The following is a 13,944-nucleotide window of genomic DNA, read 5'->3' as shown; positions in this document are numbered from 1 at the left end:
CCTGCTTTGGTGGGTGCCAACCTTGGTTGGCACATTCCAACCGTGCCGGGGAATCTTCCGCCGGCCAGCGGCCGGCGCTACCGGTCGGGTGGGTGCCGACTGTTGGTCGGCACATCCCATTCCACGATCTACCTCCGATCTGGTGGGTGCCAACCTTGGTTGGCACATTCCAACCGTGCCGGGGAATCTTCCGCCGGCCAGCGGCCGGCGCTACCGGTCGGGTGGGTGCCAACTGTTGGTTGGCACATTCCAACCGTGCCGGGGAATCTTCCGCTGGCCAGCGGCCGGCACTACCGGTCGGGTGGGTGCCGACCGTTGGTCGGCACATCCCATTCCAGGGCTACCGCTCGATCGCCGGCAACGCATCGGACAACAACAACCGATCAATCCGTCGCAGCGCACTCTCCAGCTGTCGGCGGTCCGCCGCCAGCCCCAGCGACAGCCGCACGCCATTTGGGTAAGACACGCCTTGCGGGCAGAACGCCGAAGATGGCGCAATCGCCAGCCCCTGCAGCTGTGCGGTACGCACCAGCGTGGCGTCGGTCCACGGCGCTGGTACCCGGCACCAGGCATGCAGGCCTTCCGCGCGCTGCAGCAGCGATGGCGCCAGCAGGTAGCGCGCCATGCGCATGCGCTCGCGTGCCTCGGTGCGCACCTGGGCCAGCAGTGACTGCGCCGAACCATCCAGCAACAGCTGGCTGGCCAACGCCGAGACCAGCGGATGACCCATCAGCCGCGTCGCCCGCAGTGCAGCCGTCATCGCCTCGGCATGCGCCGCGCTCGGGCAGCGCACGAAGGCGGTGCGCAGGCCGGGGCTGATCACCTTCGACAGCGTCGCCACGTAGAACACATGACGCGGTGCCAGTGCCGCCAGCGGTGTCGGTGCATCCTCGGCGAGGTGCCAGTAAGGATCGTCTTCGATCGCCAGCAGGCCCTCGCGCTCCAGCACGCGTGCCAGCGCTTCGCGCCGCTGCAGCGGCAGGGTCAGCGCGGTCGGGTTCTGGCAGGTCGGGTTGAGATAGACCAACCGCGCGCCGCTTTCGCGTGCCAGCCGGGCCAGCGCATCGGGACACATGCCGTGTTCGTCGCTGTCCACCGGCAGCAGCCGCCGGCCCAGTGCGGCGGCGGCCTGCAGCAGGCCCGGATAGACCAGCGCATCGCAGAGGATCGCATCATCGTCGCGGCCCTGGCTGACCAGGATCGCGGCAAGCGCCACCTGGGCGCCTTCGGTCAGCAGCAGGCAGGCGTCGTCCACCTTTCCCAGCATCGGTTGCAGCCAGCGCGCCGCTGCGTGGCGGTCGGTCGGGTTGCCGCCGCCCAGGTGATAGGTCATCAGGTTGGGCGCGTTGCTGCGTGCAAGCACGGCGGCGGCGCCGCGGCGCAGGGTCTCGGCCAGCGCATCGGCGTCGGGCACCGGTGGCACGTTCATGCTCAGGTCCACGACCTGGTCGAAGCCGGCCTTGGGCGGTGCGATGAAACTGCCTTGTGGCCCGCGTGCTTCGATCAGGCCGCGCTTGCGTGCTTCATCGAAGGCGCGGGTGACCGTGGTCAGGTCGATGCCGAGCTGCTGCGCCAACGCGCGCTGCGAGGGCAGGCGCTGTCCGGGTGCGAGGCCGCCACGGCGCACCGTGCGTTCCAGCGAATTGACGATGCGCAGGTAGATCGGCCCGTTGTGCGCGAGCACGTCCTGCACCCATTCGCGCGCTGCGACATCCGGTCGCGGCATGTACGGAGCATGTCGGGGCGTATCGTTGCTTCCAACGGCGGGAGCCTGTCCATAACCATCGGTCGGTTCGGACAGGTGACCGCCGTTGTTGTTTGCGGCGGCCGCACCGGCCAGCGTCAGTGATGTCATTGCGCGTCCTCAGCGCTTGGCCTGCCAGGGGCAGTAGCAGCCCACGGCAAGCAGTCCCTTTGGGCGCACGGTCTCGCCGCGCACCAGTCTGTCCAGCAGCGGTTCGACAAAGCTGTTGGCCGAGTTGCAGACCATGCCGATGCTGTACGGCCCGGCATAGGCGAGGTGGCCCTGGCGATCCCAGATGGCTACGGCGGGGCTGGCCGGGATGTGTTCGATACCGTCGATGGTCGGCAGGTTGATCACCTTGTTGCGCAGCGGCTCGGGCAGCTCGCCCTGGGTACCGGGGCGGCGGATCGCATAGAAGTCGATGCCGGCGCGGCGGTACATGCTGATCAGGTAGCTCAGGTGCGCACCGGTCTCGCGGTTGCACACGCCGCAGGCCGGGTCCCAGAAATGCACCACGCGGATGCGGCCGGTATCACCGGCCAGATCGGCCGGCAGGCGCAGTTGCGAGTCGTCGAAGACGATGGCCTGTTCGGTGAAGGTGGACTGCGCGCTGTAGCCGAAGTACTGCCACAGCGCAGCCGCCACGCCGGCCATGAACAGGCAGGCGAGGGCGATCATCGTCGGCAGCAGCCAGCGGCGACGCGGCGCGGCTGCGCCCATCAGGACGCGTCCCCGCCGAACTTGTGCACGTACTGCTTGCGCATCTCGCGGCAGGAATCGGCCTGCGCGCGGCGCTGGATCTCGCTACGCGACGGATCCTCGCTGCGCTGCACGCACTGCTCGATGGCGTGGCGTTCGGCGGCCTGCACGTCCACGGTCTGCGGCTGCAGGCAGACCCAGGCCAGCGCGGCCAGCATCAACACCACAAAGCCACCGCACCCGGCCATCACCAGGTGGAACTTCAGTTTCTCGGCGCGCATCGATGCACGTCCCTTCATCCATACATTGCATACAAAATATCATCTTGTATGGATGAAGTGCCATGCACCCGGTTCAGACGATGGCGTTGTGCCGGGCCTCGGGGGCTTCGGACAGAATCTCGTTCAGCTTGGCCAGCGCCCCGGCCAGCGCGCCCTGGTCGACCGCGCCGCCCAGCGACAGGCGGATCGCGTTGCCCGGCGGCGGCTCTTCCACGCTGAAGGCATCCGAGCTGGCGATGCCCAGGCCCTGTTCCTGTGCGGCCTGGATCAACCGGTACTGGTCCAGCCGTGGCGGCAGCGGCAGCCACACATGCAGGCCGGCCGGATGCGCCTGGGCGCGGGGCGGCAGGAACTGCGCGGCAATCGCCTGGCGCTCGCGCAGTTCCTGCTGGAAGCGCTGCACCATGTCCCGGGCCTGGCCGCTGCGGATCCACTGCGACGCCACCGCCACCATCGACTGGGTCGGCATCAGTGCGATCGCACGCAGGGCGTCCAGCACCGGTTCCATCGGCTCGCCGGCCGGCACCACCAGGTAGGCGGTGCGCAGGCCCGGCGCCAGGCACTTGGACAGGGTGGAGATGTAATACACCGGGCAACCGGCGTGGCGGTGGGCGGCCAGCGGTGGCGCGGCGTCACCGGCCAGCAACCAGTAGGGATCGTCTTCGATCACGGTCAGATCGTGGCGCTCCGCCACCGCCAGCAGGGCCTGCCGGCGCTGCGCCGACATCGTTGCCGTGGTCGGGTTCTGGATGGTCGGCACCAGGTACAGCAGGCGCGGGCGACGTAGCTGGCAGGCCTCCTCCAGCGCGCCCGGCAGCATGCCCTCGGCGTCCATCGCCACCGGCACCACGCCCCGCTGCAGCACGCGCGCGGCGGCCAGCAGGCCCGGGTAGGTCAGCTGCTCAGCGGCGATCAGCTCGCCCGGCTGGGTGCGGGCCAGGATCAGCGCGCACAGCGCGGTCTGCGCGCCCGGGCAAATCACCACCTGGTCGGCACCGACCGTGCCCAGCATTGGCGCCAGCCACTGCACGGCGGCGGCGCGGTCCTCACGGGTGCCGGCGCCGACGTGATAGCTCATCAGTTCGCCCTGGCCCAGCTGCTGGCCCACGTGCTGGAAGCCGGCCTCCATGCCCTGTGCGAACGGCGCGCTGCCCAGCAGCGGCGGGATGTTCATGCTCAGGTCCACCGAGGTGCTGCGGTTGCCGGCCGACAGCGCGATGAAGGTGCCGCCGGCGCCCTGCGCGTCGAGCAGGCCGGCCTGGCGCAGCTCGGCGAAGGCGCGGGTGACCGTGGTCAGGTCCACGCCCACCTGCTGGGCCAGGTCGCGCTGCGGCGGCAGCCGGTCGCCCGGGCGCAGCACGCCGTCATCCACCGCCTCGCGTACCTGCTGGGCAATCTGCAGGTACAGCGGGCCGGCGCCCTCGCGGAAGGGGCGAACCCAGGTGCGATTGGGGTGTTTCAGGCGGCGGCCGGCGGCAGGTGGCGTCATCGGTCAGTTTTTTCCATACGTGCAGATGCACAATTCCATACAATGATGTATCTTGTATTGGCTTGATTGGAGTGGTTCGCCTGCTTGTAGGCGACCTCGTACCCACAGTGTAGCCGCTCCACGCCCGGGCGCTGCGCGCAGGCGAGCCGGTCAAGCGCGCTTCTTCAACAGGGTTGACCTCCAATGAATATCTGCTGGAACCGCATCCGCCTGGCGCTGGTCGCCCTGGCCTGCGTCGGCCTGTCGGGCTGTGACTGGGTGCTGCTGGATTCGAAGGGCATGGTCGGGCTCGCCCAGCGCGACCTGATCCTGATCTGCATCGGCCTGATGCTGATCGTGGTGATACCGGCCATCGTGCTGACCTTCGTGTTCGCGTGGCGCTACCGCGCCGGCAACACCAAAGCCAAATACATGCCTGACTGGTCGCACTCCACCAAGGTGGAGATCGTGGTCTGGGGCGTGCCGCTGATCATCATCGCGGTGCTGGCGGTGATCGTGTGGAAGTCGACCCACGAGCTGGACCCGTACAAGCCGCTGGACGTGGCCGGTGAGCCGCTGCACGTGGACGTGATCGCCACCGACTGGAAATGGGTGTTCGTGTATCCGGATCTGGGCATCGCCACGGTCAACCAGCTCAACTTCCCGGCCAACCGCCCGCTGGCGTTCAACATCACCTCCAACTCGACGATGAATACCTTTTTCATCCCGCAGCTGGGAGGGCAGATCTACGCGATGGCCGGCATGCGCACGCAGCTGCACCTGATCGCCAACGAGCCCGGCCAGTTCCGTGGCATGTCCGGCAACTACAGCGGGCATGGCTTCTCGAACATGAAGTTCATCGCCACTGCCAGCAGCAACGAAGACTTCGATCGCTGGGTGGCCGAGGTGCGCAGCGCGCCGGACGCGCTCAGCTTCACGCAGTTCAAGGCGCTGGCCGCACCGTCGAAGAACGTACCGGTGCAGCACTTCTCCAGTGTTGAACCGCTGCTGTTCAAGAAGGTCATCGACCAGTTCATCGGCGTCGGTGAGAACACCGCTGCTGCTACCCCGGCGGGCGCTGCCGGCGGTGCCCAGGTTTCCCAGGAGTAACGAACATGTTGGGTAAATTGACGTGGGAGGCCGTGCCACTGCACGAGCCGATCGTCGTGGTCACATTGGCGGCCATGGTGCTGGGCGGCCTCGCGCTGCTCGGCGCGGTGACGTACTTCAAGCTGTGGGGTCCGCTCTGGCGTGACTGGTTCACCACCGTGGACCACAAGAAGATCGGCATCATGTACGTGGTGGTGGCGCTGGTCATGCTGGTGCGTGGCTTTGCCGATGCGCTGATGATGCGCGCGCAGCTGGCGGCGGCCGGGCCGGGCAGTGACGGCTTCCTGCCACCGGAGCACTACGACCAGATCTTCACCGCGCACGGCGTGATCATGATCTTCTTCGTGGCCACCCCGTTCGTGGTCGGACTGATGAACATCATCGTGCCGCTGCAGATCGGCGCGCGCGACATGGCATTCCCGTTCCTCAACGCCTTCAGCTTCTGGATCTTCGTGGTCGGCGCAGCGTTGATGATGATCTCGCTGGGCGTTGGCGAATTCGCCATGACCGGCTGGGTGGCCTATCCGCCGCTGTCGGGCATCGAGTTCAGTCCAGGCGTCGGCGTGGACTACTACATCTGGGCATTGCAGGCTTCGGGCGTCGGCACATTGCTGACCGGCGTCAACCTGTTCATCACCATCCTGCGCATGCGTGCGCCGGGCATGACCCTGATGAAGATGCCGGTGTTCACCTGGACCGTGCTGGTCACCAGCGTGATCATCATCGCCGCCTTCCCGATCCTGACCGTGGCGCTGGGTGCACTCACCCTGGACCGTTACCTGGACTTCAACTTCTACACCAACACGTTGGGTGGCAACCCGATGATGTACGTGAACCTGGTGTGGGCCTGGGGCCATCCGGAGGTGTACATCCTGGTGCTGCCGGCGTTCGGCATCTTCTCTGAAGTGACTGCCACGTTCGCGCGCAAGAAGCTGTTCGGCTACAAGTCGATGGTGGGCGCCACGCTGGCGATCGGCATCCTGTCGTTCATCGTCTGGCTGCACCACTTCTTCACCATGGGCTCCGGTGCCAGCGTCAATGCCTTCTTCGGCATCATGACGATGATCATCGCCATCCCCACCGGCGTGAAGATCTTCACCTGGTTGTTCACCATGTACGGCGGCCGCGTCGAATTCAGCGTGCCGATGCTGTGGACCATCGCCTTCCTGGTCACCTTCACCATCGGTGGCATGACCGGCGTGCTGCTGGCCATTCCGGGTGCGGACTTCCTGCTGCACAACAGCCTGTTCCTGGTCGCGCACTTCCACAACACCATCATCGGCGGCGCGCTGTTCGGCTACCTGGCCGGCTTCGCCTACTGGTTCCCGAAGGTGTTCGGCTTCACCCTCAACGAGCGCCTGGGCAAGTGGTCGTTCGCGTGCTGGGTGATCGGCTTCTACCTGGCCTTCATGCCGCTGTACATGCTGGGCTTCATGGGTATGACCCGTCGCATGAACCAGTACGACAACCCGGCGTGGACGCCGTACCTGATCGCCGCCTTCATCGGTGCACTGTTCGTGTTCGCGGGCATCATCCTGATGCTTGTGCAGATCTACGTGAGCGTGCGCGACCGCAAGCGCAACCTGGACCTGACCGGCGACCCGTGGAACGCACGCACGCTGGAATGGGCCACGCCGTCGCCGCCGCCGTTCTACAACTTCGCCGTGGTGCCCAAGGCCGATGAGCTGGACGCCTTCCACGAAGCGAAGAAGCGCGGCCTGCCGCCGCCGCCGAAGAAGTACGCACCGATCCACATGCCTAAGAACACCGGCGTGCCGCTGGTCCTCAACATCTGGATCCTGGTGCTGTGCTTCGCCCTGGTCTGGCACATCTGGTGGATGGCCGCGGCCAGCTTCATCGCGATGATCGTGACACTGATCGTGCGGTCCTACGACGAGGACGTGGACTACTACGTCAGTTCCGACGAGGTGGCGCGCACCGAAGCGGCCAACCTTGCCAAGCTGAAGGAGGTACGCGCATGAACCTGTTGACCCGCCCCGAGCTGGCCAGCGACACGCAGGCGCACGAGGACCACCACGAGCACGACCACGGCCACGAACAGGGCGGCATGAAGGTGTTCGGCATGTGGGTCTACCTCATGTCCGACCTGGTGCTGTTCGGTTCGCTGTTCGCCTCGTACGCGGTGCTCAGCACCGCCTACGCCGGCGGCCCCACCGGCAAGGACCTGTTCTCGCTGCCGTTCGTGATGGCCGAGACCTTCCTGCTGCTGGTCTCCAGCATCACCTACGGCCAGGCCGTACTGGCGATGCATCGCCACGACACCTCGGCGGTGCTGCGCTGGCTGGGCGTGACCTTCGTGCTCGGTGCCTCGTTCATCGGCATGGAGATCTACGAGTTCTCGCACCTGATCCACGAAGGCGCAGGCCCCAGCACCAGTGCCTACCTGTCGGCGTTCTTCGCGCTGGTCGCCACCCACGGCCTGCACGTGGCCAGCGGCCTGATCTGGATGGCGGTGGTCATGCACCAGGTCTACCGCCGTGGCCTGACCCCGACCAACATCACCCGCGTGTCGTGCCTGAGCCTGTTCTGGCACTTCCTGGACCTGGTGTGGATCTGCGTCTTCACCTTCGTCTATCTGATTGGAGCCTTCTGACATGGCCCACGTCGAAACTTCGCGCGCCGGCAATGCGCACGGCTCCACCAAGTCCTACCTGATCGGCTTCGTGCTATGCGCGCTGCTGACCGTGGTGCCGTTCGCACTGGTGATGAACCCGGTGCTGTCGCGGCCGCTCACGCTGTTCCTGCTGGTTGGCTTCGCGGTGGCGCAGATCCTGGTGCAGCTGGTCTATTTCCTGCACATGGACCGCAAGTCCGAAGGTGGCTGGAACCTGGCCAGCTTCGTGTTCACCCTGGTGATCCTGTTCATCATCGTCGCGTTGTCGGTCTGGATCATCTGGAGCATGCACTACCACATGATGATCAACTGAGCCTGCGAACCGTGAAAGGCATTGCGTTCCCCCAACGTGGCCTGCGGCTGGCCGCAGGCCTGCTGCTCGGCCTGCTGGCCGGCTGCAGTGCGCAGTCGCGCATGGACTTCTACTCCAAGGACATCGCCTGCGAAGAGCTCGGCCAGCAGTGGTCGATGCCCGACAGCCACGGCACCGTGCGCGGCCCGAAGGACCTGCAGGGGCAGGTGACCTATCTGTTCTTCGGTTTCACCAGTTGCCCGGACGTGTGCCCGACCACCATGGTCGAGCTGAGCCAGGTCAAGCACCTGATGGGCAAGGATGCCGACCAGCTGCAGGTGGTGTTCGTCAGCGTTGACCCGGCCCGCGACACCCCGGAGGTTGCGCGGACCTACGTGGAAGCGTTCGACCCCAAGGCAATCGCACTGGTCGGCAACGAAGCGCAGCTGGCGGCGATGGCCAGCGACTTCAAGGCGTTCTACGAAAAGGAACCCGGTCAGGTACCGGATACCTACACGATGAGCCACATTGCCGGTGGCTACGTGTTCGACCGCCAGGGGCGACTGCGCCTGTTCGCGCCGTACGGCATGCCGGTGGAAAAGCTGTTCTCGGACGTGCAGCGCCTGCTGCTCGAGCCCGGCCACCCGGCCGCCGGCAACGACGCGCTGGCCAGCTGCCACCTCAAGCACAGCGGCACACTCGCCGCCCGCTGACGCCACCTCCACCGCGGTGGGTGCCGACCGTTGGTCGGCACACCCCCACACCAATCCCCGGCCGGCCAGGAGAGCCAGCCGGCCGGGGCACCGCTCAACGCCTTACTTGGTCTCTTCCCACTGCACCACGTCCGGCTCGGTGGCGCGGATACCGGCGGTGGACAGCAGCCTGGTGGTCGCATCCAGTGCCGCGTTCACCGACGGATACTCCACGATGGCCTGGCCCGAAGCCTTCGACACCTTCACCACGGTGCCACCGGTGGCCGTAGCCGCGCGCTGGGCCGATGCCGCATCGGTGAAGAACACCTTGACCCGCGAGGTCGCCACCACCGGCGCTCCGTCGCGGGAGACCGCCGCCGCGAACTTGCCGGCACCGGCATCAGCAGGCGCGGCCGCTGCGCCATCCAGCGAACGCTTGGTACGCGAACTGGTGGTCGCCGCCGCCTGCGGGGTGATCGTGAACTGACCGCCGCTGGCCTGCTTCACGGTGGTCGAGGGGGATAGCTGGAAGCGCGTGCCGCCCACATCGAACGAACGGCCGGTAGCGGAGGCCTTCAGTTCCTGCGCATCCACGGTCGACAGGGTCCTGGCTGGAGGGGTCTGCCCCGAGCTCTGTGCCCAGGCAGGGGAGGTCATCGCCGCGAAGGCGAGCGTGCTCAACAGAATGGTGGTCTTCATCATCAGTGCCCCAGAACGCGGATCTTGAAGAATTCGAGGTTGCCACGCGATGCAGCGGTCGCGGCCTGCCCCATGTCGGTCACTTCCAGCGTCCAGGTGCCGCTGGCACTCTCATCCAGGAAGGCATTGCTGGACAGCAGGTCCCAGCTGGTGAAGTTGCTCTGCGCGCCACCCGTGCCCGAACCGATCGCGGTGAACGCCGGTTGCACCACGCTGCGGGTGCCGCTGGGCGACACCAGCACGAACTGCAGCTGGCGCGTGTTGCGGTGGTTGACCCGGAAGCCCAGCTGCACGCTTTCGATGTTGCGCGCGCCGTTGGCCAACTGGAAGGTCAGGCGTGCGGCGGCAGCCGAGGTGTTGCCGATGGCCACGGTACGCGTGGTGTTGCGCCAGCCGCTGTCGACCAGCGCACCGAGCGACTGGAAGTTCTCGGCGACCTGCACTGCACGTGCAGCGTTGACTACGCCGAAGCCGTACCAGTTGCTGTAGGCACGGCCGGCAGCATTCACCGTCCAGCCCGGCACCAGCGTGCGCCCGTCGGCCAGTGTCACCGCCGGCTGGTTCGGGTGGTTGCGGGTGGCGGTGGTGGCCAGGATGTACTTCACATCGCGATAGGACAGGTTCGGATTGGCTTCCAGCACCAGTGCGGCCACGCCCGACACCATCGGTGCCGACGCGGACGTGCCGTTCATCTTGGCGGTGTAGTTGCAGGTGCTGTCGATGGCCGACAGGTTGCTGTCCAGCGTGTTCTGGCGGTTGGTGTTCTTGTTGCTGCCCTGCGCGCACCCGGTCACGTCGGTGGTGACGATGGCCGGGTCGTAGGCGCGTGCCACCAGGCCCGGGGCGTACTGCGCCTGCAGGCCGTACTCGCCGCCAAAGGCCGACACCCACAGCGCCGAGCCGGTGGAGGAATACGACGAGCGCACGCCATCGGCGCGCACCGCGCCTACGGTGATGACGTTGAACAGGTTGTTGCGCGGGTCGCGGCCAGCCGGCACGCAGCCGGTGTTGCGGTTCTTGGTGTCGGTGGTGCAGACATCCTGGGTCTGGCTGATCGAGGCATTGTTGAAGTTGTTACCGGCCGACTTCACGTAGATGCCGCCGCGGCCACCGCGCGTACCCGACAGGGCTTGCTCATACGAACGAATCGTGTTTTCGCTGTACGCCAACGGCAGGTTCGGATTGCCCGGGCCGGCGCCCCAGCTGTTGTTGAACACCTGCACGTCGGCCGACTCCGCGCCGTCCCACCAGGCGTACTCGATGTTGCTCTGCTGGTTGCCCAGGGCTGAGCGCGAAATCGGGTTGAAGCCCTTCAGCGTCGCCGCCGGGGCCACACCGCGCACGCCCAGGTTGTTGGCGCCCACCGCACCGGCGATGCCACCGACCATGGTGCCGTGGTTGTCGACATCCGGGTTGGTCGGGGTGGGGTTGTTCGAGCCATTGGTGAAGTTCTTGCCGGCCACCGCGGCCACGTTGGCCGCCAGGTCCGGATGCGCGATCTGCAGGCCATCGTCGACGATGGCGATGGTGACGCCCTGGCCACGGATGCCATTGCGGAACAGGCCATCCACGTTCAGATCGTTGCCGGCCACCGGCAGTGTGTCGGCCGGGACCGTCTGACCGGTGTTGAGCAGGTGCCACTGGATACCCGCCAGCGGATCAGCCTGTTGGGCCTGGGCGGTGGCGGCCAGGCTGCCCAGCACCAGGGCAGTGGCGAGGGCCAGGCGCGCAGAGCGCGGTGGCGCGGAGCGTTGCGTGTGTCGCTTCATACACGAATCCTTCTGTTGTGAATCGGCATGGCAGGACGGCGGGGCGGAACTACCCCATCGCAACGAGCCAAACGCGACACAACGAAGAACTCCCTACCTCTTCACACCCGCAATGTGCGAATGTGCCAATTGCGTCACAAACACTTAGTACGTCAGGTTATGACAGGGCGCGCGAATGCCTTCACGCCATCTTCGCGCGCTTGCTTCCGGTGCGGGAAACTCGGGTAATCACATGCAAGTGAAGACACATGAAGAATGGACGCCAGCGTGCACGTGCGCGCGCAGACCAGACCCCGCTCTCGGTTGCCGCCATCCGCAAGGTGGTGCTGTCGATGTACCACCGTCGCCACGATTACTGGACCGATGCGGATATCGCCGAGCTGCTGCCGGCGCTAGCCACATTCAATATCACCACGGTCAAACAGTTGCGCTTGCTGATGAAGCGGCACCGACGTGCGCTGCTGCAGGAGGAAAGAGTGAAGATGCGTAGGGCGCAGACACTGCACCTGCTGGCTGAGGATGGTCCCTGTGGCATCGATGTGCACGCCAATACCAGCTTCTACGCCATCGGCGGCCTGGTCCGCACCAGCATGGAACACGAATTCGGCTTCGAGACGATGCTGCCTTTCCACGAGGTGCGCGAGGACGAACCCGCGTAGCGCGGTGCCCTCCCGGCGGATGTGGCAGCCCCGCCGGGGCATCATCGCGCGCCCTCACAGCCCGCTGTGCTACTACAGCCCGTGCACCCTTCCGCACGGAGCACGATGATGGTCAATCCGCTCGCCCAGGCCCATCGCGGGTTCGGCACCACGCTGTTCAGCCTGTTGAACCCGATACCCTTCGGCTTCTTCGTCGGTGCACTGATCTTCGACGCGATCTACCTCAACAGCGCCGAGGTGATGTGGGGCAAGGCCGCCGCCTGGCTGATCACCTTCGGCCTGATGATCGCCATCCTTCCGCGCCTGATCAACCTGTTCGCGGTCTGGCGCCGCAACGGCACGGCCACCCGTATCGACCGCATCGACTTCTTCCTCAACCTGGTCGCGGTGGTGCTGGCCATCTGGAACGCCTTCGTGCACAGCCGCGATGCGTATGCCGTTGCAGTGCCGGGCACGATCCTGTCGGCGCTGACCGTGGCCCTGATCGCGCTGGGCCTGATCCTGCTGTCACTGCAGCCGCCGGTGCTGCAGGGAGGTCGTCATGGCTAAGCACATCCTGCCCACCGTCGCCGCCTTGGCATTGGCCGCCGCCCTGTCGGCCTGCGCCGGCAAGGCCGAGTACCATCCGGCCGACCAGTCGGGCCCGCAGCCGCCGCTGCCCAAGCCGGCCAACTTCCTGATGCCGCCGATGCAGGTGCCCAAGGGCGTTGGCTGGGCTGATGGACAGACCCCCACGGTGGCCGAGGGCCTGAAGATCGAGCGCATCGCCGCCAACCTGCAGCATCCGCGGCGGCTGCTGACCCTGCCCAACGGCGATGTACTGGTGGTGGAAGGCAACGGCCCCGGCGAAGAACCAGTCACCACGCCCAAGCAGTGGATCGCCGGCAAGGTGAAGGCGCGCTCGGGCAAGGCCGGCAAGGGCGGCAACCGGGTCACCCTGCTGCGCCGCACGCCGGGAACGAACACCTGGACCCAGCATGTCTACATCGAAGGCCTGCATTCGCCGTTCGGCATCCAGCTGATCGGCGACACGCTGTACGTGGCCAACACCGGCAACATCGTGCAGTACCACTACGTGCCCGGCGAAACCCGCATGTCCGACAAGGGCCGCGAGTTCACCGACCTGCCCAGCACCATCAACCACCACTGGACCAAGGAACTGCTGGCCAGCCGCGATGGCCGCAAGCTGTACGTTGGCGTGGGCTCCAACAGCAACATCACCGAAAATGGTCTGGCCGTCGAGTACCGCCGCGCAGTGGTGCTGGAAGTGGACGTAGCCACCCGTGGCAGCCGTATCTTTGCGTCGGGCATCCGCAACCCGACCGGCCTGGACTGGGAGCCGAGCACTGGCACGTTGTGGGCGGTGGCGAACGAACGCGACGAGATCGGTGCCGACCTGGTGCCGGATTACCTCACCTCGGTGAAGGAGGATGGCTTCTACGGCTGGCCCTACAGCTACTACGGCCAGCACGTGGACGAGCGCGTGCAGCCGCAGCGGCCGGACCTGGTGGCCAAAGCAATCACGCCCGACTACGCCATCGGCTCGCACGTGGCACCGCTGGGCCTGCTGTTCTACACCGGCCAGGCACTGCCGGCGCAGTACCACGGCGGCGCCTTCATCGGCGAGCACGGCAGCTGGGACCGTTCGCCGCTGAGTGGCTACGAAGTGGTCTACGTAGCGTTCAAGGACGGCAAGCCGACCGGGCGGCCGCAGACCGTGGTCAGTGGCTTCGCCTCGAAGGACGAGAAGACCCTGATGGGCGCACCGGTGGGCATGGCGATGGATGCCGAAGGCGCGCTGCTGGTGGCTGATGACGTGGGCGACGTGGTGTGGCGGGTGTCGGCCAAGTAGCTGTGTAGCGTCGAGCCATGGCCGAAGAACATCCGGTAGAGTCG

General features: G+C 66.4%; 14 protein-coding genes. 8 read left to right on the top strand and 6 right to left on the bottom strand.

The window, feature by feature from the left end; all coding sequences use genetic code 11:
• Nucleotides 1-340: 340 nt before the first annotated feature.
• The 4 genes from AC5P67_RS02750 to AC5P67_RS02735 are packed head-to-tail and all read right to left on the bottom strand — an operon-like array spanning nt 341 to nt 4,213.
• Nucleotides 341-1,855, bottom strand: coding sequence for an aminotransferase-like domain-containing protein (locus AC5P67_RS02750; protein ID WP_114619005.1), 1,515 nt, complete (start codon nt 1,853-1,855; stop codon nt 341-343).
• 9 nt (nt 1,856-1,864) lie between these two features.
• Nucleotides 1,865-2,464, bottom strand: coding sequence for a DUF6436 domain-containing protein (locus AC5P67_RS02745; RefSeq protein WP_012481503.1), 600 nt, complete (start codon nt 2,462-2,464; stop codon nt 1,865-1,867).
• Entirely contained in the window at nt 2,464-2,742 is a 279-nt protein-coding gene (locus AC5P67_RS02740) for a hypothetical protein (protein ID WP_005420041.1), read from the bottom strand. The genes AC5P67_RS02745 and AC5P67_RS02740 overlap by 1 nt, the downstream gene beginning before the upstream one ends.
• Nucleotides 2,743-2,797: 55 nt before the next feature.
• Nucleotides 2,798-4,213, bottom strand: coding sequence for an aminotransferase-like domain-containing protein (locus AC5P67_RS02735; RefSeq protein ID WP_114619004.1), 1,416 nt, complete (start codon nt 4,211-4,213; stop codon nt 2,798-2,800).
• A 183-nt stretch (nt 4,214-4,396) separates the two neighbouring features.
• Between AC5P67_RS02735 and cyoA the strand changes: the two genes are divergently transcribed.
• The 5 genes from cyoA to AC5P67_RS02710 are packed head-to-tail and all read left to right on the top strand — an operon-like array spanning nt 4,397 to nt 8,942.
• The gene (cyoA, locus tag AC5P67_RS02730) at nt 4,397-5,302 is read left to right on the top strand and encodes a ubiquinol oxidase subunit II (RefSeq protein WP_099472679.1); all 906 of its coding nucleotides are present in this window, start codon (nt 4,397-4,399) and stop codon (nt 5,300-5,302) included.
• A gap of 5 nt (nt 5,303-5,307) precedes the next feature.
• On the top strand, nt 5,308-7,284 hold the full coding sequence (gene cyoB, locus AC5P67_RS02725) for a cytochrome o ubiquinol oxidase subunit I (RefSeq protein WP_043034249.1): 1,977 nt from the start codon (nt 5,308-5,310) through the stop codon (nt 7,282-7,284).
• A complete protein-coding gene (gene cyoC, locus AC5P67_RS02720; protein WP_080281857.1) occupies nt 7,281-7,916 on the top strand; it encodes a cytochrome o ubiquinol oxidase subunit III in 636 nt (211 codons plus the stop codon). Before cyoB ends, cyoC begins: the two co-directional genes overlap by 4 nt.
• A gap of 1 nt (nt 7,917) precedes the next feature.
• On the top strand, nt 7,918-8,250 hold the full coding sequence (cyoD, locus tag AC5P67_RS02715; protein ID WP_005411473.1) for a cytochrome o ubiquinol oxidase subunit IV: 333 nt from the start codon (nt 7,918-7,920) through the stop codon (nt 8,248-8,250).
• 11 nt (nt 8,251-8,261) lie between these two features.
• A complete protein-coding gene (locus tag AC5P67_RS02710) occupies nt 8,262-8,942 on the top strand; it encodes an SCO family protein (RefSeq protein WP_099472681.1) in 681 nt (226 codons plus the stop codon).
• Nucleotides 8,943-9,044: 102 nt separating this feature from the next.
• Here AC5P67_RS02710 and AC5P67_RS02705 read toward each other — a convergent pair whose 3' ends face one another.
• Both AC5P67_RS02705 and AC5P67_RS02700 read right to left on the bottom strand, forming a co-directional pair.
• Complete coding sequence (locus tag AC5P67_RS02705) at nt 9,045-9,623, bottom strand: hypothetical protein (protein ID WP_005414757.1); 579 nt, start codon at nt 9,621-9,623, stop codon at nt 9,045-9,047.
• A complete protein-coding gene (locus AC5P67_RS02700; RefSeq protein WP_043034251.1) occupies nt 9,623-11,389 on the bottom strand; it encodes a S8 family serine peptidase in 1,767 nt (588 codons plus the stop codon). The genes AC5P67_RS02705 and AC5P67_RS02700 overlap by 1 nt, the downstream gene beginning before the upstream one ends.
• Before the next feature lie 248 nt (nt 11,390-11,637).
• Here AC5P67_RS02700 and AC5P67_RS02695 point away from each other — a divergent pair, with 248 nt between their 5' ends.
• From AC5P67_RS02695 to AC5P67_RS02685, 3 genes are all read left to right on the top strand, one after another.
• A complete protein-coding gene (locus tag AC5P67_RS02695) occupies nt 11,638-12,048 on the top strand; it encodes a hypothetical protein (RefSeq protein WP_043034252.1) in 411 nt (136 codons plus the stop codon).
• Nucleotides 12,049-12,156: 108 nt separating this feature from the next.
• Nucleotides 12,157-12,597 carry a DUF2231 domain-containing protein gene (locus tag AC5P67_RS02690; RefSeq protein ID WP_099562468.1) on the top strand — a complete coding sequence of 147 codons (441 nt, stop codon included), beginning with the start codon at nt 12,157-12,159 and terminating at the stop codon, nt 12,595-12,597.
• Nucleotides 12,590-13,900, top strand: a complete 1,311-nt coding sequence (locus AC5P67_RS02685) for a PQQ-dependent sugar dehydrogenase (RefSeq protein ID WP_133050233.1) — start codon at nt 12,590-12,592, stop codon at nt 13,898-13,900. The genes AC5P67_RS02690 and AC5P67_RS02685 overlap by 8 nt, the downstream gene beginning before the upstream one ends.
• The last annotated feature ends 44 nt before the right edge of the window (nt 13,901-13,944 follow it).

The sequence above is a fragment of the Stenotrophomonas sp. YJH_SMC_21 genome (assembly GCF_059369555.1).
This window is presented reverse-complemented; position numbering and strand designations above follow the sequence as displayed.